Below are 25,293 nucleotides of genomic sequence, written 5' to 3' on the forward strand. Positions count from 1 at the left end.
ATTCTGATCGAAACCGATCTTATTCGAAACGTTTAGATTATGTCAATAAGCCGAAAATGCTGTCTTCCGTGCCAATATTGCGCAATTTTGCTTCGTGAAATACACTCCATCGAGCCACATCTTGAAACGTTTCGGTGAAGAAATGCAGCAGCGGCGCAACAGCACCAGAAAATCGCCGACCATGTTGGATGTTGCGCAGTCGGCTAAAGTTTCGGTCGCGACGGTCTCGGCTGTCGTCAACGGGTCGACGCCCGTAAGCCCTGAGCTTCGCAGCCGCATCGAGACGGCAATCCAGGAGATCGGTTACAAGCGCAACACCATCGCCCGCAGCCTCAAGATTGGAACGACACGGACCATCGGACTGATGGTCGCCGATATCACCAACCCCTTCTTCACCGATGTCGTCGCTGTCATCCAGGATGTCCTGCACCGCGCCGGATACGCGGTAATGCTTTGTTGCAACGACGAGGATATCAACCTTCAGGACGAGCAGATCGAGCTGCTTCTCGACCGTATGGTCGATGGACTGATCATCGCGCCGGCGGGCGAGGATGCTCATCTGAAGCGGATCCTTGCCGCCGCCAGCGTGCCAACCGTTCTGATCGATCGGCTCTGCGACGGGATCGAGACCGATGCGGTCATTCTCGACAACTGGCGCGCCGTTCTGGACGCCACTTCCTACATGCTGAAACTTGGGCATCGCCGTATCGGTTATATCTCGGGATCTCTGGAGACATCCACTGGGCGCGAACGCCTTGCTGGTTACCGCGCCGCGCTCGACGCAGCGGCTCTGCCCTTCGATGAGAAACTTGTGCAAATAGGCAATTTTCGAGAGAAGGATGCCTATAAGGCGGCGATGCAACTTCTCACCAGTGCCGATCGTCCGAGCGCTATCTTTTCGGCAAACAACTTGATGGTCATCGGTGTGATGAAAGCCATTCGCGACATTGGGCTCAAGTGCCCGGACGACATCTCCGTCGTCAGTTTCGACGACTTTCCTTGGGCCGACGTTTTCCAGCCTCATCTGACAACGATCGCTCAACCGGTGCAGACCATCGGTGAACAGGCGGCACAACTGATCATCGACCGGCTCTCGGGAAAAGGAACGGAACCGCCACGTCGCCTCATGCTTCAGGGGCGGTTGATAATCCGCGATTCCTGCCGGCCGTTTCCGCTGATTGCGCCTCACGCCACGACCTGATCCTCGGATCGAGATTGCTTACTGAACAGAGCGCGTGCGATAAGAAGGGCGAAATCGAGCACCAACAGCAATACGATGGCAGCCGAAGCACTGGTCATTCAACTCCAAAGATGATGGACCTCAGCGACCCATGAGAGAGTGGACAGCGATCATCGCTGTCGCAGATGTCGCCAGCGACAGCTTCTGGACCGAGCGGTCAAATGATAACTTCGCAGTCAGGAGTTGGCTCTGTTCAGCAGACCATCAGACGACCGGCTTCGGAATTGAATGTAAGCCCGAGCGTTCGGCAACTTTGTCACAAAGCGCAATCGCTGCTGCGTTGTCCTCTTGCGTTTGCCAGTAAACACGCGACGATCCAGCAACCGCCGCCTCTGCACACACATGAGAGATCAGCGCTCGACCAATGCCCCCGCGCATCGTCGGTGCGACAAAAAGGTCCTGTAGATAACAGGCGTCGTTGAGGCTCCAGGTCGAAGGGTGGAAGACGTAGTGCACAGAGCCCACCGCCTCAGCGTCCACAACCGGCAGTGCACCGTGCACCCGTTCGCCTTCGTCTAATAGGCGGGACTACGTTCCATCATGGATAGCGATATCAAGAACGCTGTCGTCGAACCCAAGATATTGCGTCCATAGCGCACGCCATTGTGCTTCGTCGTCGCTTCGTAACTGGTGGATCATTGTGCTCCTCACTCCCGCAACACAGCAGATACCTTGCGAGGAACCTTGCAAGCTGTGCGCATTTCAAATCGCCAAGTCCGCAGATCGCGCATTTTGGGTGCTGTCGACCTTCGCAGACTTGAACGATATCGTTGCGACCAGTAGAGCCCCGCCGCAACGTTTGAAGCCTCATCGCGTCCTCTGTAGGTAGTCAGCCCGATCAAACGGGTCGGCACCCGAACGTGGCCGCGAAGCCGTTGAGCCAGATTTTCGAGCATAGTGATCAAAGGAACTCTCCAGCACGCCCGCGCCGCTCGACAGTCCCGCCAACTGTCGTTGAACGGTCTGAACCATCGCGGATGTTATCGTTCCCTCCAACCGGGCTATGCCGCCGCTGATCAGCTGTCCTTTGGGGGACGCGCCACATTGTGCAAGCAGCGTGAGAGTGGCAGTTAATGCTGCCGCCGGTACCTCGAGAAGGAAACGATCAACCGGCTCGCACACGACTGTATGCGCAGATGATAGAGCGGTCGCCAGTACCAATGGCGTCAGCTTTCGAAAGTCGGCGGCGGTGCTGGAAGGGGAAGAATGCCGCGCGGCTGTCATGGCCACATGGCAATCGATTACCTGCCAACCGTAGATGCCCGCTTTGAGCGTCTCGAAAACGGTTTCTTCGACCGCTCGGTAGAAACTCACCGGCATTTGCCCGACATCCACTTCCAGCGCGAAACTATTGCCCGCATCTTCCGGCCGCGGATCGACACGCAACCCAATCGTCGCAAGAAATGGGTTTGGCTCCTTAAATATAATCTCAAGCCCGCTCCCGGTGCCGACAAGCCTTTCGGCGCAGATAGTCATGCTTTCCTCAAACGCGACGTCGAGGGCGAAGTCGTTTTGCAATGTGGCCTGGATAATCTCCTTTTGCACCTCGCCGTAGAGCGAGACGAACATCTCGCTGGTGTCGCCATTTATGCGCAGATTGATAAGCGGGTCTTGCTCTGAGAGTTGCTGAAGCGCCAACCAAAGTGCTGAAATGTCAGATGGCCGCCGCGGACGAACGCGGGTCTCAAGAGTAGGTGGCGCGAAATGAAAGCCGACGGTTGTGTTCCTACCGGCTCCCACCTCATTGCCAATGCGGGCATTGGCAAGCCCGCCGATCTTGGCGATCTGTCCAGCACTGACCTGATTGACCTTCTCCAGCCGACCCTCGCTGAAGACTTGCATGGTTGCCACCTTGGCCGCGCCGGCCGGCAGTTCGAGATAGTCGCGCATCGCGACCCTACCAGAGGTCAGGTTGAGATATGCGAGTTTTTCTCCGCCCCATCCGCGTTCGATCTTGAAGATTTTTCCTTCGACCGGTCCTAGAGGGTCAGGATTTCGGCCTGGCAGCAGGGTTTCGATCGCTGCAATCAGGTCCGTAATACCGATGCCGGTCATCGCGGTTCCGCAAAATGCCGGATGCAAAAGACACTTCGCAACCTGGTCCGCAAGAGCTGCTCTGAGCCTCTCGATAGTCAGACTTTCGGGGGCCAAAATGAAATCACTGAGAAGAGTTTCGTCCTCGACAGCAAGGGCATCGCAGAAAGCAGAGAAATGAGGCTCCTGCATCATATCGACACCCTCCACCTTCGCGTGTCGGCCACCGGCATTCGTGACGGCTGACATTGCGACGGGTCGAACCGACAATTGGCTGGCGATATCCCCTACGATTTCTGAATAACGCGCCCCGAGGCGGTCGATCTTATTGATGAAGAAAACGAACGGAACACCGAGACGCCGCAACGCCCGAACCAGGACTCTCGTCTGGGCCTGAACGCCCTCCACTGCCGAGACAACAACCACGGCAGCATCGAGTAATTGAAGTATCCGCTCGACCTCGGCGATGAAATCCGGATGTCCGGGCGTGTCGATGAGATTTACAACGAGGTCGCCGAGCGTGAAGGAAACCACAGCGGCCGCAATCGTGATGCCACGCTGTCGCTCGAGTTCAAGGCTGTCTGTCTGCGTGCTACCGGTATCGACGCTGCCGAGCTTGTCGATTGTGCCGGTGTCAAAAAGGAGTCGTTCCGTAAGGCTCGTTTTGCCTGCATCCACATGGGCGAGGATGCCCAGATTTAATGTGCGCATGTCTCATCAGCTTCTCAAAATTTCGGACTTGAGTTTTTTGAGAAGTGACTCGGCGCATTGGGACCTCCAGGTCGGCTACTGTCGGATACCGCGAACCTCGCCTTCCAAGGAGCGCTCGTCAGTTGTAAACATGGAGCACCGGAACCGTCAAGCGCCACCAGCAGTACCGAATTAATGATCACGCTCACGTGTTTTCCCGACCGAGCTCGAAGCACTGAGGGCTGTCACAACCCATCTCCTCGTATATTGCAACGGGCATCTCGTTCGCGACGGTGAGACGGTCCACGCGGAGTCCAACGCAGACGCACTATTTCCGTCCCGGCGACCGATCGTTCGAAAGGGCAAAGTCATTCAGATAGAAAGGGTTGGAGCATGAGATTCACGTTTGCTATCGGCGACATACACGGATGCCTCACGCAACTGGAGGCGATGCTTCGCTGGATCGAACCCTATGGGCGCGGGACTGTCATTTTCCTCGGGGATTATGTCGACCGGGGACCTAATAGCCGGGGCGTTGTCGAGAGACTGATTGCCGGCCCTAAGTCGCCGGAGTGGAAATGGATTGCACTTAAGGGCAACCACGAAGACATGATGGTGGGTGCGACGGAGGGCCGCTACGAAGAGTCCTGGTGGCTTGCAAGCGGTGGCATCGAGACGATCCAGTCCTACGGCGGGCTCATTCCTCAGGCTCATTTAGATTGGGCCGATAGGCTGCCGCTCATCCACTCGGATCAGTACCGCATGTTCGTACATGCCGGGGTTAAAGACGGTGTCTATCTGGAGGATCAGACACCCCACGATCTGATGTGGACACGGTTCACTCCCTCCGACTCCAACGAATTCTGGGGCAAGCACCTCGTTCATGGCCATACCCCCTCAGCCCACAATCCCCGAACGATCGGCAATAGAACCAACGTCGACAGCGCATGTGTCTTCGATGGAAGGCTCTCATGTGCAGTCTTCGACGATGATGTCCCGGGAGCTCCGATTGAGTTCATTGAGGTGAAGACTTGAACTAATCTCGGCCGTTCCTTGCGCCATCTACAAGACTGCCCGTCAGTGCGGCGTGCGCCGCGGAACTGTATAGCTGCTGCGGGGCCGTTCACATTGGCGTGACCCATGGTTGACTGTGGCACAAAAAACCGTTTCGGCCGTTTTCTTGTCAACGCAGATGGTGAATACAATGAGGAAGCTCGCAGTCCTAAGCCTGTCTCTGTTGGCTGCATTTTCGACCGTGATGCCAGCGCAGGCTTTCCCATCCCTCAACGGGCCGACGTTTCAAGCTTCGGACCCACAGTTTATTCAATATCGCAGGCACTTCCCCCGCGCATACGGCCGACATTACGGTGGCTCATGGGGCGGTTATGGAAACTACGGCCGCAGCTACCACGGCGGCTATCGGCCCTATGGTGGCTACCGGTATGGACGCTATGGCGGCTATGGCCGCGGCAACTACTATGGTGGTTACAACGATTTCGGCCTGCTGTTCGGCGGACTGGCGACAGGCGCGATTATTGGCGGCATGCTGGCTCAGCCGAGGTATTATGCTTCGCCCAGTTATTCTGGCTACTCGCATGTTGACTGGTGTTATTCTCGATATCGATCCTATCGGGCATATGACAACACGTTTCAGCCTTACTACGGCCCCCGGCGCCAGTGCATCGGTCCTTACTAGAATCCGTTCCCTGACGCCCACCGCGCCGAGGACAGCGGTCACCTGGAAGGGCAGCCCGGCACCAACGAATGATGGGCGAGTGACGCCTATCCTTCAAACCGTGGAACCTTGGCAGAGAACCGCTGTTTGATGTCCTCGCATGGAGCATCGAATGCGAATTATCCCAATGATTGAAAGCGCAACGGTCGCAATTGCTTTGGCAGCTTGTACCACCTCAACGGCGCAGATCCAGCCGCTTCCAGGAAGCCTGACATACGGCGGCAGGGTAGTTCATTCTCCCTATAGGCCAGGAACTGTCATCAAAAACACATTCCTCGGGAAGTTCGGCTACCGCATTAACGAGCGCTATGTCGTCCAGCCAGACGGGACGCTAAAACTCACATATCAAAACTGGGGGCAAGACTATTGGATCGAATGAAGGTCCTCGGTCAGCCCGTCGCCGGTTTGTCACCCAGTCGGCAGGCTTCTCATTTTCAACCGGCCGGAAGCAGGCGGTTAAGGTCCCAAATACGATAAAAACGAGAGTGGCCTTTGTCGGCGTGCGATAGAAACCTGTTGCGCGCCGGCGGGGGCGCACAGAGCGTGCTTTTCGAGGACATCAGGCCCCGTCGCAAGGTCGTTGAGTGCGCACCAGACGATCTGGAAGATCCGTCATGGCGGCGATGAGCTTCTTGTGCCCCCCGGGGCCAGGTTCGGCGCGTGAGAAAAGGGCAGCGCTTTCACGACCGCAAAACGGCGGTGCGGAGGCAAGTTGAATGGCTTCTTCTGTCAGGTGCGATGGGCATGCGGCCGGGCATGGCCGTGAACGCGCAGATAGCGTTCGTCAAGTTCGGCAACAATTTCAGCCCCTCTCTCACCGGCGTTTATTTTGAGCAACTCGTCGATCTTTGCCTCGAGTCTATCGTCATTCTCTTTAGAGGAGGGGGAGCCGACATAGAGAAAATAAGCAAGTCCCATCACTTGCCACATCAACTGTAGAAATTCCGATTGCCAATTTTCAAAAGTGTCGCGAGCGAGTTCTGATTGCATATTCAGAAAATTGCGGAGCTTGCGCGTGTTGCATCGTCTCATCAACATACGCGAACCAACCGAAAATCGAGTGTCCCAGGATTGAGACGAGAAAGAAAATAGCTGTAATCCATCGTAAGCATAGCGTTTCATAATGATGTCTCCGACTGACGCCCATGCGCGTTTTCGACGGCAGGCGAATAAATGGCGCGAGCCACTTGCTTTGAGTTCATTGCAAGGAAGCGGAGGCTCGACGTCAATCGCAAGCCTGATGGCCAACGTTATGTCCGTAGGGCCTACGGCTTGGAAAATGAGCACTGGTTACAGGTGTCCGACACGATCGCTGAACCTCGCAACGAGAACACCGCTCGCCGGCTGTGAAAGCGGCCATTGTCGACGAAGGCGTGCCGAAACAATATGGCCGAAACGGTATAGTTCCTGATTTTTAAATTTCGCCGCGCTGGAAGGCCATCCGGAACAACCGGCCTTCTCCCGCATTGTTTCGCGACAGAGGAGAACTCCCATGCAACCTGTCGACGCCCACGTGGGCAATCTGAACGATGGTATCCTCACCGTTGAATTCCAGGGGAAGCGTTGTGATGGCGTTTCCGTTGGGATGGCGACCGAAGGTGGCGACGCTGTCCCGCGGGCAAAGAAGCTGATAGTCCAACTCGCTGTGTTCGGAACCGGGAATGACATCGATCTGTGGGACGAGGGGGACGACGGGAACGAGCAGGGCTGGCTCGAGGACGAACAGCCTTTTCTCGACGATGTCGGCGAAGACCTCGAGGAAAGTTGTGAGGCAAGCGATCCCGTCTCCGTCATAAACCCCACCGGATCGCGGGACTGACGGATGGCGCGGCCAGTCGCGTTCGTCACCGGTGCGAGCTCCGGGATAGGTCTCGCCACAGCGACAATTCTTGCGTCGTCGGGTTACGATCTCGCGCTCTTCGATCTTAATGACGAACCACTGGAAAACCTGGCTCGAACACTCCGACAACAGGGTGGCAAGGTAGTACCTGTGTACGGAGACGTCGCCTCCGAAGTAGATATGGACCGCGCCATAACGGCCATTAGGAGCGATTTCGGTCGGCTCGACGCTGTGGTCGCCAATGCCGGCATCAACGGCGTCTGGGCGCCAATCGACGATCTCACACCGGACGAATGGGACGCCACCATCCGCGTCAATTTGCGTGGAACCTACCTGACGCTGAATAGGACGGTACCGCTGATGAAGGACCGTGGACGAGGATCGATTGTGGTCGTTGCCTCGATCAATGGCGTGAGAACCTTCACCAATCCGGGAGCTACGGCGTACAGTGCGACGAAGGCGGCACAGGTTGCGATGACACAGCAGCTCGCGCTCGAGCTCGGCCGCCATGGCATCCGCATTAACGTGGTCTGTCCTGGAGCGATCGAGACCAATATCGAGGCGTCGACCGAAATTCGTCATCGCGAGGAGGCGGAGGTCCCAGTGATTTGGCCGGAGGGAAGCGTGCCCATCACTGGTGGTGATCCTGGTCGGGCTAACGACGTCGGCAAGATCATTATGTTCCTATTGAGCGATGCAGCGCGACACATTACCGGCTCGCCTGTCTTCGTCGACGGCGGACAAGGACTTCTCAGCTGAGAGATGCAAGATAGTTTTCCTGGGGGCCCGCACCGATCTGCCAAACAAGCGGTTTTGACCGGGGTGAAATCTCAACGCGAGGAACAGGAATAGCTGAGTTTTGCAGTTCATTAGCACAACGACGCCGATCCTTCGCCAACTCGACGCCTCCGCAATGCCGACCCCGTCGTCGTGGTCGACCATATAGTCTCGTGGAAAGATTGCACAGACGGTTCTTGCGGAAGACGGGTTGTCAAGCCAAGATTTCAAGCAATCCGAGATCCGGAACAAATTCGCAGAGGTCGTACACCGACTGCGACAGTACGCGCTTGCGCGTCGGGTCCTAAACCGAATGACCGAATGACCGTCACCAACTCATGGCAAGCGTATCGTAAATCGCTCATATTTTTACGTGGCATGTTTCCCGCTTATGTAGAGCTCGCAGCTGAGTTGGAAGTCATCGTCTTTCCGCCCCTTATCTCAGGTCGCGTCGGTTGCCATGCATAGCTGCCATTCGGCATTTGCGTTTGGCCTCCAACCGATATCCGAATAATACTCCGCAAAGAGGATCGAGCCGATCCTCCGTGTGGTGCCCTGTTGGTCTTAAATGGAGACGTGATGCAAAACCTGGCAATTGCGGACAACCATATGGAGTCCGTAGAGAGTGGCAGCAAAACCATTGCTGTTCGGGTCGGTTACTGCTCAATCAAACCAGGGCCGCTTGAGATCAAATCTGCCAGTGGTTTCTGGGGAGCATCGAAGGTGCATGTCATTGCAGTCGAACGGAAATCCATATCGGGGCTGAGCTCGGACGAACTTGTCCAGAGCGGGTTTCTCAGCGTCGACGCAATGGTTGAAAATCTTCGTCCGGCACATCCCTGCATATCGACAGAATCCGAAGTTACCGTCATCAGTTGGGAGTCTGCATAAAGGCGTATGGCTGAGGAGGCTTGGTGCCTGGTCGTCGTCAAATTCAAGTCTGCTAGACTGGCCGCTTTGATGCCGTCTGGTACCCAAGGAGCTGTTTGTTGCCGCAGTCTTTGCTTGAAGCCTCATTCGGTCGCCTGTAGCATCGACTGCTCGTAAGAGGAAACGATCCGAGAGATGAACTCGAAATCGTTCAGCCTTTGATGGTGCTCGGATCCCACGAGGGTGACGGTCCAGTATCCGCGCATTGTGGGGTGCTCCCGACAGGCGTACCTTTAAACGAGATCGCAGTTAACGGCACGGTGAGGCGACACATGACTGGCGCGGTCGGCAATATGTCACCACGTTTGAGAAAACCATTTCCAACACGTTGAACTCAGGGCTTCCGAATGTAGCCGGAAGCGTAGATGGGAGTTTGAGATGGATGACCGAACCGTGCGCATGGCGCTGGAGCGCCATTGGGATGCCTCGGATGCGGGCGATTTCAAGGTTGAGCATGACATCTACGGCGAGGATGCCGTGCTTTATTACCCGCAATCGGGCGAGCGGATTCGCGGACGGCACAACATTCAAGAGAGCCGGTTCGTACAGCCGAACAAGAAGCATTTTACGGTCCGGCGAATTATCGGCGGCGGCGATCTCTGGGTCACCGAATTCGTACTTACCTATGACGGCATACCAACTTATGCGGTCAGCATCATGGAATTCCGCGAGGGACTGGTGGTCAACGAAACCCAATATTTCGCCGCTCATTTTGACCCTGCACCGTCGCGTGCGCATCTCGTTGAGCGAGTGGGATGAAATCACGTAATCATAGATGCACAGCAACCCGATCGCCGTTGATCCAGATGAGATTCAGGGGTGGGATATAGAAATTACGGAAAATCCTAGCGGTTTGGAAATGTCGTGTTTTATAGCCCTATGGACGACTTATGGGAAAGCTAAACCACCTGCAGCGCGAACTCCCGCAAGGGCTGGTCGTGGACGCCGCCTGGCTGAGCGACCACGGCTACTCTCCACAGCTTTGCCGGAAATGCGTCATGAACGGGTGGCTGGAGCGCGTGGCTCACGGCGTGTACCGAAGGACCGGTGGCAAACTCCTCTGGGAACATCGTCATATCGCTGCAAACCCTGCTGCTACGGCAACCCTTCCTCGTGGGTGGCCGCACAGCGCTGTCCCTTCACGGATTCTCACACTATCTCAGGCGGGAAGAAAAGCAGATACATCACTATGGTCCCGAGCCGGCGCCCTCATGGCTGAACAAGCTCCCTCTGGAAGCCAGGTTCGTTTATCACAATAGCGACGCGCTGTTTCGCAATGAGCCGACAACGTTCGGCACGACCAGTCTGGCCTGGAACGTGAAAGACAAAAGTCAAATCAACGCGGACCCTATCGTCGGCGCGGCTCCTTCAACGTGATGCCCTGGGGACAACGGGAATGGCCGCTCACCCTCTCGGGCGCCCGAGCGCGCCGTCCTCGAAATGCTGGGCGAACTGCCTAACCATGAGAGCTTCGATCAGGCTGACAAAATCCATCGAGGGCCTTACAACCTTGAGCCCGCGGCGGCTTCAGAAGCGACTGGTTGACTGCAAAAGCATCAAGGTCAAACGGCTGTTTTTTCTTCGCGGACCGCCATCAGCTTCCCTGGCGAAAGCAATTGAACAAAGACGCGATCGATCTCGGGACAGGCAAGCCGCATGCTTGTGCGAGGCGGACGTCTGGACCCGACGTATCTGATCCGTTCCGGAGGATATGTATGCCGCTCAGATGCCTCGCAAGATATGGGTCGCGGTCAGCGCCAGGGGTTAGGCGCCGTCGCCGTCATACCCGCCGATCCGCATCGTCGAGCAGTGGCAAGGACGAGTCATTTCCCGTCGTTGCTAGCACGAAGCTCGTGGTTCAGCAGTTGTGGCCGTCACTCGCAATGAGCGGACGGACCGATTGTGACCAGGTCACGCTATGCGCCTGTCGCAAGGGTGGCGTGAAGCCTTGATGCTGTTCGCCAATCAGGGATGCGCCTATATGACAGTCATCGAAGCAAACAAGGCGCCAAGGTTTGGCAGCTCTGCTTCGAAAGCCCAGGAAAGGGGATTATCATGAACGTAGCACGCTCTTTCAACAATTGGCGCAAATACCGTCAGACGGTCTCCGAACTCGGCCGCATGAGCTCGCGCGAGCTCTTCGATCTTGGCATCGAACGCGCGGACATCCGCAGTGTCGCCCGGGCAGCGATTGCTCGCTAAGGCGAGCGCCAAAGTTTCGACGTGTCGAGCGTCTGCCAGCCCTCTGACAGACGCTCTTTTTTGGTAGAGTTACTTTCGAAGGTGTCGGGAAATTCTGCCGAGCCACCGCCAAGCCCATTGCTCGCATGTTGCCCACCGTTGGCACTGAGCGCTCTGCTTCCCCCGCTGAGGCCGGATCTGCCGGATTTCACACTCTGAGCGCCGGCTGTCTTTTCGTTTACGCGGTGGGTTCATGACTGGCGTCCGATTCGATCGGCAATGTGAAGATAAACACAGCACCCTGCGGTTCATTCTTTTCCGCCCATATCCTTCCTTCGTGAGATTCGACAATTGAACGACAAATTGGCGAGCCCCATGCCCATTCCGTGCCCTTTCGTCGTAAAGAATGGTTCGAATATCCTGTCAGGGATTTCAACGCCCCGTCGGTGGACGCGCACCTTCACGACTTTGTCACTCACCATGATGTCCGTGGCGTTGCGAATGAGGTTGATCAGAACCCTGCTGGATCTGTACGCGATCGAACCTAACTGGCGGCATGTCGCTCGCAACCTCAACATCCATGTACACACGATGTCTTGACGGATCTTCGGCCACGAGGTCACGTCTCACGCTGACGACGCTGACGACGCTGACGACGCTGACGACGCTGACGACGCTGACGACGCTGACGACGCTGACGACGCTGACGACGCTGACGAGCGCCGCGAGATTTCTCGTCTTTTCGGAATGCCTGAACAGCGCTTTGAGCTTTATTGCCGCTCCCCTCCTGTGTGAACGGGATAAGCCATTAATCAATCAAAGCAGAAGCCTGAAGCATCGGATGGCGTCTTCCATCCGATACGGTTTTTTTAAGAAACGGCAACGCTCGGGCAGGGAAGATTGTCGGAGTTCCACCACGGCAGAGGTCATAACGATTGCCAACTTTGGCCAATCACGATGGATGCGAACAGCTAGGCCTAGTCCGTCGATTTTTCCGGTCATATTAATCGAGGTGAACACCAAACCAATGTCGTGGTCCCCTTGCAATATGCGCAAAGCATCATCGCCATTCGAGGCGTCGGCAACGTAAAACCCGGCCGCTGTGATCGCGTTGACGGCGGCATCTCGCGTCTGTGCGCTTTCCTCGACGATGAGTATCGTTGGCAGCGGCAAAGCAAGTTCCCCTATCAAGTGCACCTCTATCTGCGTAATCACCACTATGAAACACGTATGCTGCGGCGCATCAATACCGACCTGACTTATGCTGCTCGTCGGGATCGTCAGTGCCGAACGGCCGAGCCTCCTCCGCGTAGACTTTCGAATGGGCCGGCTTCAGTGCTATTATTGCCTGCCCTGCTGCACGAACGCCGCTTTGATAAGCGCCGTGGGCAGTTGAAAAATCGGTGGCACTCGTCGCTTCGCCAGCGAAGAATAGCCGATTGTCGAATGGCTTCGCCAGTTGACGGCGGGCTGGCCTGGCCTGGCAGTGCATGGCTGTAAGCTCCGCCGATCGTGGCGACCTGCGCCCAGCCGGAAGCAACGAGCGCATGAAGACTCCGCCGAACGGCCGCTCCAAAGAGATTGACGAGTTGTTCAATAGCGCGCGCAAAGGCTGCGTTAGAGCGCCGTACCTTTAATCGAACCCATAGCCTGCGGCTGTAAAATAGTTTCGACATTCTTGGCTGTTGAAGAGGTTGCAGATGGATCCGAGCGCATTTGAGAGTGCGTCAAACGTGCGAGCGGCGGCGGCTCGGAGATGGGCCTTAATTTTGGCGAAGGCCATTTCGATCGGGTTCAAATCTGGCGAATAAGACGGCAGAAACAGGAGCCACGCACCAACTTCCTTGAGGCAGGCTTTGGCTTTATCGCTCTTGTGAACGCGAAGATTATCCAGGATGACGACATTGCCTGGTTCGAGTGTCGGCGCAAGCTGGGTCTCGATGTAGGTGTCGAAGATTTCCCGGTTCATCGGCCTGTCAATAATCCAGGGCGCAGTAAGACCGAAACAGCGCAAGCCTGCAATGAATGTCTGTGTCCCCCAGTGGCCAAAGGGCGCATCCGTGATGAGACGCTCGCCGCGCGGGGAGCGCCCACGCAGTCTCACCATCTTTGTGTTCACCGAGGTTTCGTCCAAGAAAACAAGTCGATGCGGTTCAAATCGCATCCGGGGTTGGCGTTTCGAAATCCAGACATCACGATCCTTTCGGATATCAGCGCGAGCGCGTTCCGACGCCATTATCTGTTTTTTTATATGTGTATCCCTGCGTTATCAAAAACCGCGACAGGGACGATGGTGGAATAACCAATCCATGTTCATCCTCAAGGCGACGGGCAAGCTCTGGCATGGTGATATCCGGTTTGCCTTCGACCTGTGCGACCAGGAAATCGCGAAACGCCGACAGTTTCCCTGCACCTGGTGGCCTTCCTTGACGCGCGGGGGTTATCAGCCCAGTCCGCTCCCGGCGTTGCAGCAGCTTGATCGCACTGCTGTCGCTGATTGCGAAATGACGGGCAGCGGCTCGCCGTGATTGGCCGCTAGCGACCATGGAAACAACACGCTGACGAAGATCAACAGAATGAGATTTACCCATGTGATTCACCTCCAACCGCAGTGAATCACACCAATACCCTCGTGAAAACCCCACTCGATTCTCAATTCAAGTGCGATGCTCTAGTCCCCTCCGCGGCGGCTGCACGTGCGCCCGCCCGCCTGTCCAGCGCGCGCCGTAGGGACGGCGCTTATGGCTGGGGCGTCACCGAAATGCCGCCGATCCCGGCAAAATGGTGGAATGGTTCATGGTCGAATCCTGGGCCGAGCATCTGCGCCAGCACAAGCGCGTGTCGAAGGCGGACGCCGACATCCAGGAAGAGGTAAGGCGATTCCATCAAGGGCCGGAGCCCCCGGTTGTCCGCCACTTGCTGTCAATCAACCGTCCTGCCCAGGGCATCGCCTGACTAAAGTGTCTGGCCTGACTGATCGAATGACCGGGGTTAAAGAGGTCCCCACCTTTTTTAAAAAGATCGCTCGGAGAGCATTGGTCTTAGCGACAACCCGAACTGCGGGCCTCGACCATCGCCCCTCAATTCGCCTTCGCCTTGCTGTCGCTGTGAAAACGCCGCAGTAGCCTTTTCACCGGACACCTTTATCGGCTTTCCTCGCAAACAAGTGCCCGCTTTTGTCGTGGCGCTGCGGTAAGTGAGACGCGTCGATGGGATTCGTATGCGCGGCATAGGTCCGAACTTTCTTCAGGACGAAAGGAGCGCGAATTGCTCGGCTTAAGGGGCATAGCGTGGCTGCGGCTAAATGGCGTGAAAGATCTGCGGAGCCAGGTTAGGCTCCGTTGGCGGTACGGGCGGTGCTGTCCCGGACGATGAGTTCTACAGGCAGGACCGTTGCCACCGGAATCATCGCCTTGTCATCGGAATTCAGGAGCCGCAGGAGAATATTGGCTGCCGCTTTTCCCGCGCCGAATTGCTGAATACGGATCGTGGTAAGCTTGGGCTGAATGAGGTTCAGAAAGGGCATGTCATTGAAACCGGTAACTGAAATCTGCTCTGGGCAGGCAATATTTCGTTCCCTCATTGCCTCAATGGCTCCCAGAGCCAATCGGTCGTTGGCGCAAAGCACGGCCGTAAACGGTCTACCCGTGGTCAGCAATGTCGCAAGGCATCGTGCGCCTTCCGCCTCGTCGAACCGCGCAGCAACGGCGATCAAATCATCCGCGACGTTGATGTTCATGTCCTCTGCCGCCCTGCGGAAGGCTGTCAAACGAAGTTGGCCCGTCGACAGATCCTGCGGGCCGGCGATATGGGCAATGCGCGTATGACCAAGGCTCCGCAGATGTCGCAGCATCTGACAAATGCCGGAATCCTCATCGTTGACGACCGAAGGAATGGGCGAGCCATCGACCTTTCTGTTTAGCGTGACAACGGGCAATCCGTCTTGAGCAGCCTTTGCGATCGCCGGGTCACTTCGGAGTACCGCGGCATGGATGATCCCGTCCACGCCGCGGTCGCGCAATACGTCGATCAGCCGCTCTTCCCGTTCGGCGTCGCTATCCGTATTGACGATGATGGAGGCGTAGCCAAACGGCTCGAGAACACATTCGATTCCGCGAAGGATCGGCGGAAAAATGACGTTGGTGATATCAGGGATCATGACCCCGACGGTCATTGTCCTGTTGGTGCGAAGACCAGCGGCAATTCTGTTCGGACGATAGCCGAGCGTGTTCGCCGCCGCCTGGATGCGATTGGCGACTTCCTCGGTGATGTTCTTGCGTTCGACAGGATCGAGCGCGCGTGAGACGGTCGAGACATGAACTCCTGTCTCGCGCGCTATGTCCTTCAATGTAATTCGTTTTTTTAGCATATACATGCTCCAGAAGCACGATCTAGCATATCGATTGCATCGAAATAAGCAATCGATTGCACGAAGCTGTTGACGATTTGCTCCCCGACGTGTTACCAACGTGCAATCGATTGCATACAGTCAGCGGCTGGAAGACGGAGGAGTTTCCAGATGGCATCGGTGGGCGGAATTTCGGCATTTTGTGCAATCGATTGCACGTAGATTTCATGGTGGAACGGTGGAGGAGCATCGATGAGGCTTTCAGGACTTTTTGCGGCAACGGTCGCCTTTGCGCTAATCGGAGCGAACGCGCACGCGGGGAATATCAAGATCGGTGCGTCGTTGCCGATTACTGGCGGCCTGTCGGTCAGTGGCGAAAAGCACAAGCGCGGATATGAACTCTGCACGAAGCTGATCAACGACGCCGGCGGCATTCTCGGGCGGCAAGTCGATCTCGTCGTCAGCGACAATCGTTCGGATCCGGCAACCGCGATCAATCAGTACGAGCGCTTCATCAACGTCGACAAGGTGGATGCGGTTTACGGCACCTTTTCAAGCCGCCTCACTTATCCGGTGGCAAGCATTCTGTCCAAATACAACATGGTCCACCCGGTTCCATCAGGCGGCGCACTGCGCATCTACGAGCAGGGCTACAAGAACCTCTTCTACTTCCAGGTCGGCGCGGCAGAATATACCGGCAAGGATGTGGTCAATGTCATCAAGGATCTGATCCCGGCAGGGCAGGGACCGAAGACCGCCGCGATCGTGCATGCCGACGACTTCTTCGCCAACGCCATCGCTTCAGGCTTACTTGGCGAAAAGGTCGTCGATGCGGCAACCAACAAGCAGATCGCCGACCTTGCGCCTGGTTTCCTGAAAGACGCCGGCATCGACGTGGTCATGCAGGAGAAATGGCCCGACGACGGCTTCAATGACTGGCTGAACCTTGCCAACTCGATTAAGCGTTCGGGTGCCGAGTTGATCATCGGCCTGACGGCATCGGAAGAGGAAGCCGTCCAGCTGACCCGGGCACTCAAAACGGTCGGTGCCAAGCCGAAGTTTGTCTACCTGAGCCAGGGCGCACAGCACGAGTTCATCGACGGCGTAGGTGCAAGCGCAGCCGAAGGCGTGATGGTTCATGCCAACTGGCACAAGGACGCGCCTTTCGAAAGCACGCTCGCGGGCAAGCCGTTTACCAATGCCGACTTCGTCAAGGCCTTCAAGGCAGCCTACGGCGTCGATCCGGATGAGGACAGCGCCATCCCGTTTGCTGTCTGCCAGGGCATCGAACAGGCGATCGCCGGAGCGGGCTCGACCGACAACGCCAAGATGGGCGAATGGCTCCGCCAACGTACTAAGGACAATCCAGTGCGCACTGTACTCGGCCGCTTCTCATGGGACGATCGGGGCCTTGCCAAGGACAAGTCCTACATCATGACGCAATGGCAAGGGGGCGAGCTGAAGTTCGTCTATCCGAAGGATGAGTTCAAGGGCGTTTCGCCGCTCAGCTACCCCAAGGCAGGTTTCTGACGAAACCGTCAGCGGGGCTGCCACAGGTCGCCCCGCGTTCAAAAAGCCAGCATACGATAATGGAGGCCGGGCAAATGCTCGAAGTCAGGAATCTCTGCAAGCACTACGGAGGGGTAAAGGCCGTCGATGGTGCTTCCTTCACCGTCGAGAAGGGGTCGATCACGGCTCTGATCGGACCCAACGGGGCCGGCAAGACCACCGCGTTCAACTGTATCAGCCGTACCGCCACGCCCAGCGGCGGCGAAGTATGGCTCGACGGCGAGCGGATCGACAATCTGCGCCCGCATAAGATCACCGCCAAGGGTCTCAGCCGCACCTTCCAGATCTCGCGCAACCTCTCTGACATGACAGTGATCGAGAACGTCATCGTCCAGTCGAAGGTTCACGGATTTGGCGGGCTCTTCCGCCCGGCGATGAGCCGGGATGAGAAGGACAAGGCAATGTCGATCCTCGATTTTCTCGGGATCACGAGGATCGCCTTCGAGGATGGTCATAACCTCTCCTACGGCCAGAAGAAGCTGATGGATCTCGCGGCTCTCCTGATGTCCGACCCGAAGGTCATCCTGCTCGACGAGCCGGCCGGTGGCGTCAATCCATCGCTGATGGAAGAGATCGTGGATCGTATTCGCGCGCTAAACGAGAAGGGGATGACGGTCCTTATTGTCGAGCACAACATGGATCTCATCATGCGGCTTTCACACAAGGTCGTCGTCATGGCACAGGGCCGCGTCATCTGCACGGGCACGCCTGATATTGTGCGCAAGGACGCACAGGTGCTCGACGCCTATCTCGGCGGCGTTCTGGAAGAGGAGGAAGCGTGATGGCCGAACTCCTACACGTTTCCGATATCACCGCCGGCTACGGCGACGGACCGGCCATCCTTGATGGCGCCCATCTGACAGTCGAGCCGGGCAAGGTGCACTGTATCATCGGGCCCAACGGGGCCGGCAAGTCGACGCTGCTGAAGTCCATCTGCGGGATGCTCACAATCCGTAAGGGTGACGTGATCTTCAGGAGCAAGCGGTTGAACGGCATGCGCCCGGATCAGATCCTGAGGGAAGGCATCTGCTTCGTGCCGCAGGAGCGCGCCCTCTTTCCGAAGATGACGGTGCGCGAGAACTTGCGCATGGGCGGCTTCATCATCGACGATCACAAGGAGCTCCATCGCCGCGTCGAGGAAGTCCTCGAACGCTTCCCGATGCTGAAGGCAAAGGCGGACGAGTTTGCCGGCACCATGTCCGGCGGGCAGCAGCAGACACTTGCCATGGCGCGCACGCTGATCATCAAGCCGAGCATCGTCATGCTGGACGAGCCGTCGCTCGGTCTCGCGCCGAAGGTGATCCAGGAGATGTTCGACATCATGAAGACCATGTCGGCGGAGGGCATCACTGTTCTTCTCGTCGAGCAGAACGCCCTCATGGGCCTGAAGAATTCCGACTGGGGCGTCGTGCTCGATCTCGGCAGCACGCTCTTCGAAGGGCCGGCCAAGGAGATCCTCGCCGATCCACGCATCCAGGAACTCTACCTTGGTGGCAAGAAGGCCGCCGCCTGAAGGGAACACAAATGGCTGAAATCATCCAGATACTGATACTGGGACTGGCGCTCGGCGGCGTCATCGCTTTGATGGGGTCGGGCCTGTCGCTCGTCTTCGGTGTGATGCGCATCGTCAACCTGGCCCATCCGGTGCTCATCATCGGTGGCGCCTATGTCGCCTACTGGGCCTTCGCGCTGTTCGGTCTCGATCCGATCCTCATGCTGCCGGTTGCGGCCGTCGTCATGGCGGCCGTGGGCGTCGTGCTTTACCGGCTGCTGTTCGAGCGCGAGGCAAAGAGTGCCAAATACTCCGAGATGACCGTGCTTCTGACCTTCGCGCTGGCAATGATGGTGGAAGGTCTGCTCGGCAGCCTGTTCAGCAACACGCAGCGGATCACTTCGCCAGCCTACGCAACCGATGCGATCTTCATCGGAGATATCTTCATTCCGAAGGGCCAACTATATGCCGGTCTCGTCTCGCTGGTTATCATCGGCGGGCTGACGCTGTTCCTGAAATACTCGCGGCTGGGTTATGCCATCCGTGCCACCACCCAGAACCGTGAGGCTGCAGAGCTGCTCGGCGTCAATGTCAACGCAATCAGCATTCTTGCCTTCGCGATCGGCATCGGCCTCGCAGGTGCGGCTGGCTCGCTCGTCAGCTTCGTCTTCAGTTTTTTCCCTGCCAAGCATTGGGAATGGGTAGCGATGCTGATGTCGGTCGTCGTCCTTGGCGGCATGGGTAGCATCCTCGGTACCGTCGTCGCTGCACTCGGCCTTTCCATCATTGCCGCCTTCGTCGGAACCTGGATCGGAGCCACGTGGTCGACGATGACCTTCTTCCTCGCTCTTTTCGTTATCCTGCTCGTCCGGCCCCAGGGCCTGTTCGGCGAAAAACCGGAGATGGCATAATGACTGTCACGTTTCCCCAATCCAGCGCTAGCACGGTGCGAGAGGCGCGGCGCGCCTACAACGAGAAACTGGCGCTCAAAGCCGATCAGACCCGGGCGACCTGGTTTCCCCTTGTATTGCTTGCAGCTCTCGCAGCCCTGCCGCTCCTGCAGTTTACTGGCAACTACAACTATCTGCTGCATCTGGTTCTTTTCACCGCCTGCTCGGTCGCCATGGCATCGGGCTGGAACATTCTCGGCGGATTTGCCGGCTATGTCTCGCTTGGCCACAGCGTTTTCTTCGGCATTGGCGGTTATGTCGCCGGCATGCTGTTTGCCCGCTACGGCATCTCGACCATCGTCACCGCTCCGCTTGCCGGTCTGGTGGCCGCTGCTGCCGGCTATCTCGTCGGGCTCGTTACGCTGAAGGTTCGAGGGCCAAGCTTCATCATCTCCTCGATCGCACTCCTGATGATCGCCCGCATCCTTTTCGACAACTGGGCATTTATCGGCGGGACCAACGGTCTGACGTTGCCGACCAATAGCTTGACGGTGCAGTGGACGAAGCTTCCCTATTATTACGCCTTCCTCGCGATCGCCGCTTTCACCGTTTGGGCGACCTACAGGATCAAGCATTCCAAGTTCGGCCTCGGCCTGAGGGCCATTTCCAAAGATGAGATCAAGGCGGAAAGTGCAGGCATCAACACTAGGCTCTACAAGGTACTCGCCTTCGCGCTCTCTGCTTTTTTCGTCGGCATGGCCGGCGCCGTCTGGGGCGAATACCTGACCTACCTGCGCCCGAATATCTTCCTACTCATCAATATCTCTGCGAACCTCGTGCTGATGTGCATCCTGGGGGGCAAGGGAACGATTGCAGGTCCTGTCATCGGCGCAGTCGCGATCGTGGCGCTCAACGAATTCTTCGTAGCGACGATGGGTGCCTCGGAAATCAACATCCTCGGAACCGGTCTGGTGATGGCGCTCGGGCTCGTCTTCTTTCCTCTCGGCCTGGTGGGCACCCTCGCAAAGAAGGGCAAGCTCCCCAGGGTTCTGAACTGGGACTGATCGCAGGGCAGAAGCCTGCCACGCAACGTTCAACGATGGAACTCGCCCAAGTGGCACGGGGAGGAAGTCATGCCCGAATACGTGCTCTATAACGCACCGCAATCGACCTGCAGCCAGCGTGTCCGCTACACCCTTCACCTGAAGGGAAAGACCTTCGAGGAGCACAAACTGGATCTCTTCAAAGGCGACCAGCTGAAGCCGGACTATCTCGCGATCAACCCCAATGGCGTCGTGCCGGCGCTCGTTCACAATGACGCGCCTGTGATCGATTCCGCTGTGATCATGGAATATCTGGAAGATATTCTCGGCGACGTCGCGCCGCTTCGGCCGCACGATCCGCTCGAGGCGGCACGGATGCGGACGATGATGCGCTTCATCGACGAAGTCCCGACGCCTGCCGTGCGCGTGCCGTCGTACAACCTGGCGTTCCTGCCACACTACCAGGCAATGACCGAGGATGCGTTCCTGGCGGTCTGCGAAAGCAAGCCATTGCGCCGGGAATTCTTGCTGAAAATGGGGCGCACCGGCTTTCCCCAGTCCGAAATGGACGAGGCGATCGGGCGCCTCAGGCGCGGGATCGATCGGATGGCACATTGGTTGCGCGAGGCAGGCGGGCCATGGCTGCTCGGGGCTGACATGACGCTGGCCGACATCGCCATCATGCCGGTGATCGTGCGCATGGACGACATCAACCTTGGCTACCTGTGGGCCGATGCGCCTCAGATTGCCTCCTGGCTGGAGAACATCCGAGCAACCGAAGCATTCGCGAAGACCTACTATCACGGCTCACTGCTGACCGAAAAATACCCGCATCTGCAGACCCTGAAACAGACATCGGCACATGTTGCCGCATGACCAGCTTGGTCCGTTAGAAGGAGATAAAGACAATGCAACACATCACCATAGAGCCGAAGCTCATCGCCAAGGTAGAAGATGTCACGCCCACCGTGCTCGCGGCGATGGCCAAGACCACCAACCCGCGCCTCAAAGCTGTGATGGATAGGCTGATTCACCATCTTCACCAGTTCACTATCGAGACGCGCCCGACCGAGGAAGAGTTCGAATACGGGTTGCGCTGGATCGCGGCGCTCGGCCACCACACGCACGAGACCAACAACGAGGTGGTCCTTGCCGCCGACGTGCTCGGCGCTTCGACGCTGATCGATCTCATCAACAATGACGGCATGCAGGGCGAGACGATGTCGGCCCTCCTCGGCCCCTTCTATCGCGGCCACGCGCCGGACTGCGCGAACGGCGATTGCATCGCCCGCTCCGAAACACCGGGGCCCGCATTGTTCTTCAAGGGCCGGGTGATCGGGCTCGATGGTGCGCCCGTCGCAGGCGCCAAGCTGGATATCTGGCAGGCCTCGCCCGTCGGCCTTTATGAGAACCAGGACGCGGATCAGGATGATTTCAACTTGCGCGGCGTCTTTCACACGGATGAGGCAGGCAGTTTCCATTTCACATCGGTGAAGCCGGCGGGCTACCCGGTCCCAACGGACGGACCTGTCGGCGTCCTTCTTCACGCCCAGCACCGCCACCCGATGCGTCCGGCCCACATCCATTTCATCGTCTCTGCGCCCGGCCACAAGACGCTGATCACGCAGATTTTCTCTGACACGCCGCAGGCACTCGCGACCGATGTCGTGTTCGGGGCGAAGGTGCAGATCGTCGGCGATTTCGTCGAGCATACCGAGCCGCACGCGGAATACCCAGGCGCGCAGCTTCCTTTCTATAGCTGCGAATACACCTTCAGGCTTCTCGAAGGCGAGCCGACTTATCCGGTGCCGCCGATATCGGGAACGAAGGCATGATGGTGACCGCTATGACTTTCTCCGAACTGCTGAAGGGCAAGGTCGCAATCGTTGCCGGCGGCTCCGGTGGCATCGGTCGCGAAACCTGCCGCCTGCTCGCCGAGGCCGGTGCTAGGGTCGTCATCGGCTACCGCGCCGGCAAGGACAGGGCCGAGGCGCTTGCGGAGGCACTGCCGGGCACCGGCCATGTGGCCCTTCCGGTATCGATCGAGGACACGTCGTCCGTCGAGGCCTTCCGCACCGCAGCGCTTGCGGCCTGCGGTCATGCCGACATACTGATCAATGCCGCCGGCGTCACCAGACCGGTGCCACATGCCGATCTCGAGGCGCTGACCGACGAACTGATCGATCAAGTCTTCGCCAACAATTGGCGTGGTGTCTTCGCGACTGTCCGCGCCTTTGCGCCGGCACTGCGCGACAGCGGCAACGGGCTTATCGTCAATGTTTCCTCGATCGCGGCCTTTACCGGCGTCGGCTCGAACATCGCCTATTGCGGTGCGAAGGCGGGCCTCGACATCATGACCAATTCTCTCGCCAGGGCTCTCGCTCCGGCGATCCGTGTCATGGCCGTCTCGCCTGGTGTCGTCGACACCGAGTTCGTTCCCGGCCGCGACCAGGAATTCAAGGACAAGGCGGCGGCCGCAACGCCATTAAAGCGCATCACGACGCCGACCGATGTGGCTGAAGCCATCCTCGCCTGTGCAACGCATCTGAAATTCTCGACGGGCACTCGCATCGTCGTCGACGGAGGGAGGCATCTCTGATGCAGCAGAACGTCATCATTACCTGCGCCGTGACCGGCAATCTCACGACGCGGGAAAATCATCCCGGCCTGCCGGTGACGCCGCAGGAAATTGCCGCCTCCTGTCTGGAAGCAGCGGATGTCGGCGCGGCGGTCGTCCATATCCATGTGCGCGATCCTCAAACGGCAAAGCCGTCGATGGACATCAAGTACTATCGCGAGGTCATCGAGCGGATCCGGGCAAAGAATGATGCCGTAATCCTCAACGTCACCACCGGGCCGGGTGGCCGCTATCATCCCAGCGACGAAAACCCGGCGGTGGCTGGTCCGCGCACGACACTGATGCGGCCCGAGCGCCGCGTTGAGCACATATTGGCACTGAAGCCCGATATTGCGACGCTCGATCTCAACACCATGACCTTCGGCGCCGAAGTGGTGATCAACACCCCCGGCAACGTCAAGATCATGGCGGAGATCATCGAAAGCGTAGGCTCAAAGCCGGAACTGGAGGTCTTCGACACCGGAGACATCCAGCTCGCCCATGATCTCCTCAAGGCCGGCGTGCTGAAATCGCCCGCCATGTTCACGATCGTCACCGGCGTCAAATACGGCCTGCCATCGACCACCGATGCGATGGCGATGGCCGCGCGCATGCTGCCGCGCGACGCGGTCTGGACCGGGTTCGGCGTCGGACGGATGTCGTTTCCGATGGCCGCGCAGGCCTATCTCCTGGGCGGGCACGTGCGTGTCGGGCTGGAAGACAATTCGTACATCGCCAAGGGTGTGCTCGCAAAGGGCAACGGCGAACTCGTGGAGCGCGCGCGCGACATCATCGAGAAGATGGGCGGCCAGATCGCAAGCGCTGCGCAAGCGCGCGAAATTCTCAAACTGAAGTCTTGAACTGCCGTCGGCTCAACTCAGCCTTAGAAAGGGGATAAGACCATGAATATTCAGATCGATACCAAGGCAGGCAAGGCGTTGCGGGTGACCAGCGCCTCGCCGGATCTCGATAATCTTCAAATCGAAGTTGTCGACGTCAGCGTGCCAAGGCCAGGCCCCGGGCAGGTCCTCGTCGAGATCGTAGCCGCTGGTGTCAACCCGAGCGACGTCAAGGCCTCGCTCGGTCACATGCCGCACGCCATCTGGCCGCGCATACCCGGTCGCGATTTCGGCGGCATCGTGCGGGAGGGGCCGAAGCACATGATTGGCCTGGAAATCTGGGGCGGCGGCGGCGAGCTTGGCATTACCCAGGACGGCAGCCACGCCAGGTGGATGGTGCTCGACCAGAAAGCAGTGCGCGAAAAGCCTGCCAATTTTACCATGGAACAGGCAGGCTCAATCGGTGTCCCCTTCATCACCGCCTATGAGGGATTGCGCGAAGCCGGCGGCGTTCAGCCGACCGACGTCGTGCTCGTCTGCGGCGGCAACGGCAAGGTTGGGCAGGCAGCGATCCAGCTTGCCACCATGGCCGGCGCCAGGGTCTTTGCCGTCGAATACAACGATCAGCCGCTGATGGGCCACGCAAACCGCCCTGTCGAGATGCTGAACAGCAGCAAGGACGACGTGGCGGCCATCGTTCGCGAGAAGACCGGCGGCCACGGTGCCGATATCGTCTTCAACACGGTCGGCAGCCCCTATTTCGAGATCGCCAACAAGGCGATGGCGAAGCAGGCGCGACAGATCTTCATCTCGACGTTCGATCGCGCCGTACCCTTCGACATTTTCAACTTCTTCCGCGGCCGGCACAAATACATCGGCATCGACACGCTGGCACTATCTTCGGTCGAAGGTGCCCGCATCTTCGACAAGCTGAAGGCAAAGTTCGAGGAAGGTCTGCTCAAACCGTTCCCGATCAACCCCGCCACGTGCTACCGCCTTGACGAGGCCGCCGAGGCCTACGCATCGGTGCTGCGCGGCACGCCGGACCGCGTGCTCCTGAAGCCTTGA

Annotated in this window: 30 protein-coding genes and 1 pseudogene; 22 read left to right on the top strand and 9 right to left on the bottom strand. The window is 58.0% G+C overall.

Features of this window, described 5'->3' with window-relative positions:
* Window positions 1–181 precede the first annotated feature (181 nt).
* Window positions 182–1,201, top strand: a complete 1,020-nt coding sequence (locus tag LPU83_RS61780) for a LacI family DNA-binding transcriptional regulator (protein ID WP_024316515.1) — start codon at window positions 182–184, stop codon at window positions 1,199–1,201.
* 243 nt (window positions 1,202–1,444) lie between these two features.
* Here the strand turns inward: LPU83_RS61780 and LPU83_RS74465 are convergent, their stop codons facing one another.
* Together LPU83_RS74465 and LPU83_RS61790 are read right to left on the bottom strand one after the other, a co-directional pair.
* Complete coding sequence (locus tag LPU83_RS74465; protein WP_331000964.1) at window positions 1,445–1,741, bottom strand: GNAT family N-acetyltransferase; 297 nt, start codon at window positions 1,739–1,741, stop codon at window positions 1,445–1,447.
* Between the two features lie 306 nt (window positions 1,742–2,047).
* The gene (locus LPU83_RS61790; RefSeq protein ID WP_024316514.1) at window positions 2,048–3,985 is read right to left on the bottom strand and encodes an elongation factor G; all 1,938 of its coding nucleotides are present in this window, start codon (window positions 3,983–3,985) and stop codon (window positions 2,048–2,050) included.
* A 372-nt stretch (window positions 3,986–4,357) separates the two neighbouring features.
* Here LPU83_RS61790 and LPU83_RS61795 point away from each other — a divergent pair, with 372 nt between their 5' ends.
* The 3 genes from LPU83_RS61795 to LPU83_RS61805 all read left to right on the top strand — a co-directional run bounded on the left by LPU83_RS61795 (window position 4,358) and on the right by LPU83_RS61805 (window position 6,078).
* Window positions 4,358–4,999, top strand: a complete 642-nt coding sequence (locus LPU83_RS61795; protein WP_024316513.1) for a metallophosphoesterase family protein — start codon at window positions 4,358–4,360, stop codon at window positions 4,997–4,999.
* Between the two features lie 169 nt (window positions 5,000–5,168).
* Window positions 5,169–5,660: a BA14K family protein gene (locus tag LPU83_RS61800; RefSeq protein WP_024316512.1), complete on the top strand. Its 492-nt coding sequence runs from the start codon at window positions 5,169–5,171 to the stop codon at window positions 5,658–5,660.
* Window positions 5,661–5,811: 151 nt separating this feature from the next.
* On the top strand, window positions 5,812–6,078 hold the full coding sequence (locus tag LPU83_RS61805) for a hypothetical protein (protein ID WP_374046197.1): 267 nt from the start codon (window positions 5,812–5,814) through the stop codon (window positions 6,076–6,078).
* A gap of 350 nt (window positions 6,079–6,428) precedes the next feature.
* On the opposite strand, the gene LPU83_RS61810 is transcribed toward LPU83_RS61805, so the two are convergent.
* Window positions 6,429–6,821, bottom strand: coding sequence for a DUF6766 family protein (locus LPU83_RS61810; protein WP_245272564.1), 393 nt, complete (start codon window positions 6,819–6,821; stop codon window positions 6,429–6,431).
* A gap of 370 nt (window positions 6,822–7,191) precedes the next feature.
* Between LPU83_RS61810 and LPU83_RS61815 the strand changes: the two genes are divergently transcribed.
* From LPU83_RS61815 to LPU83_RS61825, 3 genes are all read left to right on the top strand, one after another.
* Entirely contained in the window at window positions 7,192–7,518 is a 327-nt protein-coding gene (locus tag LPU83_RS61815; protein ID WP_024316509.1) for a hypothetical protein, read from the top strand.
* A gap of 3 nt (window positions 7,519–7,521) precedes the next feature.
* On the top strand, window positions 7,522–8,298 hold the full coding sequence (locus LPU83_RS61820; RefSeq protein WP_024316508.1) for an SDR family oxidoreductase: 777 nt from the start codon (window positions 7,522–7,524) through the stop codon (window positions 8,296–8,298).
* A 597-nt stretch (window positions 8,299–8,895) separates the two neighbouring features.
* Window positions 8,896–9,207: an ASCH domain-containing protein gene (locus tag LPU83_RS61825; RefSeq protein ID WP_024316507.1), complete on the top strand. Its 312-nt coding sequence runs from the start codon at window positions 8,896–8,898 to the stop codon at window positions 9,205–9,207.
* Between the two features lie 122 nt (window positions 9,208–9,329).
* On the opposite strand, the gene LPU83_RS75210 is transcribed toward LPU83_RS61825, so the two are convergent.
* A complete protein-coding gene (locus tag LPU83_RS75210) occupies window positions 9,330–9,452 on the bottom strand; it encodes a hypothetical protein (RefSeq protein WP_258579705.1) in 123 nt (40 codons plus the stop codon).
* Between the two features lie 172 nt (window positions 9,453–9,624).
* Here LPU83_RS75210 and LPU83_RS61830 point away from each other — a divergent pair, with 172 nt between their 5' ends.
* The 4 genes from LPU83_RS61830 to LPU83_RS61840 all read left to right on the top strand — a co-directional run bounded on the left by LPU83_RS61830 (window position 9,625) and on the right by LPU83_RS61840 (window position 11,448).
* Window positions 9,625–10,005, top strand: a complete 381-nt coding sequence (locus LPU83_RS61830; RefSeq protein WP_024316506.1) for a nuclear transport factor 2 family protein — start codon at window positions 9,625–9,627, stop codon at window positions 10,003–10,005.
* Between the two features lie 131 nt (window positions 10,006–10,136).
* A complete protein-coding gene (locus LPU83_RS75435) occupies window positions 10,137–10,505 on the top strand; it encodes an AbiEi antitoxin N-terminal domain-containing protein (protein WP_245272563.1) in 369 nt (122 codons plus the stop codon).
* A gap of 203 nt (window positions 10,506–10,708) precedes the next feature.
* On the top strand, window positions 10,709–10,942 hold the full coding sequence (locus LPU83_RS75440; protein ID WP_225040513.1) for a type IV toxin-antitoxin system AbiEi family antitoxin domain-containing protein: 234 nt from the start codon (window positions 10,709–10,711) through the stop codon (window positions 10,940–10,942).
* Between the two features lie 359 nt (window positions 10,943–11,301).
* Complete coding sequence (locus tag LPU83_RS61840; RefSeq protein ID WP_065814348.1) at window positions 11,302–11,448, top strand: DUF1127 domain-containing protein; 147 nt, start codon at window positions 11,302–11,304, stop codon at window positions 11,446–11,448.
* Between the two features lie 217 nt (window positions 11,449–11,665).
* Here LPU83_RS61840 and LPU83_RS75920 read toward each other — a convergent pair whose 3' ends face one another.
* The 4 genes from LPU83_RS75920 to LPU83_RS61860 all read right to left on the bottom strand — a co-directional run bounded on the left by LPU83_RS75920 (window position 11,666) and on the right by LPU83_RS61860 (window position 14,018).
* Window positions 11,666–11,863 (bottom strand): ATP-binding protein, encoded by a 198-nt coding sequence (locus LPU83_RS75920; RefSeq protein ID WP_331000965.1) that lies wholly within the window; start codon window positions 11,861–11,863, stop codon window positions 11,666–11,668.
* A gap of 380 nt (window positions 11,864–12,243) precedes the next feature.
* Entirely contained in the window at window positions 12,244–12,645 is a 402-nt protein-coding gene (locus LPU83_RS61850; protein ID WP_225040511.1) for a response regulator transcription factor, read from the bottom strand.
* 25 nt (window positions 12,646–12,670) lie between these two features.
* Window positions 12,671–12,976 (bottom strand): FAD-dependent oxidoreductase, encoded by a 306-nt coding sequence (locus tag LPU83_RS61855; RefSeq protein ID WP_425301956.1) that lies wholly within the window; start codon window positions 12,974–12,976, stop codon window positions 12,671–12,673.
* Window positions 12,977–13,060: 84 nt separating this feature from the next.
* Window positions 13,061–14,018, bottom strand: a protein-coding gene (locus LPU83_RS61860; RefSeq protein WP_112334086.1) for an IS630 family transposase whose coding sequence is annotated in 2 segments (ribosomal slippage) — window positions 13,061–13,666 and window positions 13,668–14,018 — 957 coding nt in all. Because the reading frame shifts where the segments join, the coding sequence is not laid out codon by codon here.
* A gap of 104 nt (window positions 14,019–14,122) precedes the next feature.
* Here LPU83_RS61860 and LPU83_RS61865 point away from each other — a divergent pair.
* A pseudogene (locus LPU83_RS61865) lies at window positions 14,123–14,382 on the top strand (MFS transporter); the annotation flags it as partial.
* A gap of 376 nt (window positions 14,383–14,758) precedes the next feature.
* On the opposite strand, the gene LPU83_RS61870 reads toward LPU83_RS61865, so the two are convergent.
* Window positions 14,759–15,796, bottom strand: a complete 1,038-nt coding sequence (locus tag LPU83_RS61870; RefSeq protein ID WP_037070569.1) for a LacI family DNA-binding transcriptional regulator — start codon at window positions 15,794–15,796, stop codon at window positions 14,759–14,761.
* Between the two features lie 231 nt (window positions 15,797–16,027).
* Between LPU83_RS61870 and LPU83_RS61875 the strand changes: the two genes are divergently transcribed.
* From LPU83_RS61875 to LPU83_RS61920, 10 genes are all read left to right on the top strand, one after another.
* Window positions 16,028–17,305: an amino acid ABC transporter substrate-binding protein gene (locus tag LPU83_RS61875; RefSeq protein ID WP_024314218.1), complete on the top strand. Its 1,278-nt coding sequence runs from the start codon at window positions 16,028–16,030 to the stop codon at window positions 17,303–17,305.
* 74 nt (window positions 17,306–17,379) lie between these two features.
* Window positions 17,380–18,126 (top strand): ABC transporter ATP-binding protein, encoded by a 747-nt coding sequence (locus LPU83_RS61880; RefSeq protein ID WP_024314217.1) that lies wholly within the window; start codon window positions 17,380–17,382, stop codon window positions 18,124–18,126.
* The gene (locus tag LPU83_RS61885) at window positions 18,126–18,857 is read left to right on the top strand and encodes an ABC transporter ATP-binding protein (RefSeq protein ID WP_024314216.1); all 732 of its coding nucleotides are present in this window, start codon (window positions 18,126–18,128) and stop codon (window positions 18,855–18,857) included. Before LPU83_RS61880 ends, LPU83_RS61885 begins: the two co-directional genes overlap by 1 nt.
* An 11-nt stretch (window positions 18,858–18,868) precedes the next feature.
* On the top strand, window positions 18,869–19,747 hold the full coding sequence (locus LPU83_RS61890) for a branched-chain amino acid ABC transporter permease (protein WP_024314215.1): 879 nt from the start codon (window positions 18,869–18,871) through the stop codon (window positions 19,745–19,747).
* Window positions 19,747–20,790 (top strand): branched-chain amino acid ABC transporter permease, encoded by a 1,044-nt coding sequence (locus tag LPU83_RS61895; protein WP_024314214.1) that lies wholly within the window; start codon window positions 19,747–19,749, stop codon window positions 20,788–20,790. Before LPU83_RS61890 ends, LPU83_RS61895 begins: the two co-directional genes overlap by 1 nt.
* A 69-nt stretch (window positions 20,791–20,859) precedes the next feature.
* Window positions 20,860–21,645, top strand: a complete 786-nt coding sequence (locus LPU83_RS61900; protein WP_024314213.1) for a glutathione S-transferase family protein — start codon at window positions 20,860–20,862, stop codon at window positions 21,643–21,645.
* Window positions 21,646–21,677: 32 nt separating this feature from the next.
* Window positions 21,678–22,604 (top strand): dioxygenase family protein, encoded by a 927-nt coding sequence (locus LPU83_RS61905; protein WP_082321287.1) that lies wholly within the window; start codon window positions 21,678–21,680, stop codon window positions 22,602–22,604.
* Window positions 22,601–23,368, top strand: a complete 768-nt coding sequence (locus LPU83_RS61910) for an SDR family NAD(P)-dependent oxidoreductase (protein WP_231052451.1) — start codon at window positions 22,601–22,603, stop codon at window positions 23,366–23,368. The genes LPU83_RS61905 and LPU83_RS61910 overlap by 4 nt, the downstream gene beginning before the upstream one ends.
* Window positions 23,368–24,246, top strand: a complete 879-nt coding sequence (locus LPU83_RS61915; RefSeq protein WP_024314210.1) for a beta-keto acid cleavage family enzyme — start codon at window positions 23,368–23,370, stop codon at window positions 24,244–24,246. Before LPU83_RS61910 ends, LPU83_RS61915 begins: the two co-directional genes overlap by 1 nt.
* A gap of 42 nt (window positions 24,247–24,288) precedes the next feature.
* Window positions 24,289–25,293: a quinone oxidoreductase family protein gene (locus tag LPU83_RS61920; RefSeq protein ID WP_024314209.1), complete on the top strand. Its 1,005-nt coding sequence runs from the start codon at window positions 24,289–24,291 to the stop codon at window positions 25,291–25,293.

The sequence above is a fragment of the Rhizobium favelukesii genome (assembly GCF_000577275.2).
GTDB classification, from domain to species: domain Bacteria; phylum Pseudomonadota; class Alphaproteobacteria; order Rhizobiales; family Rhizobiaceae; genus Rhizobium; species Rhizobium favelukesii.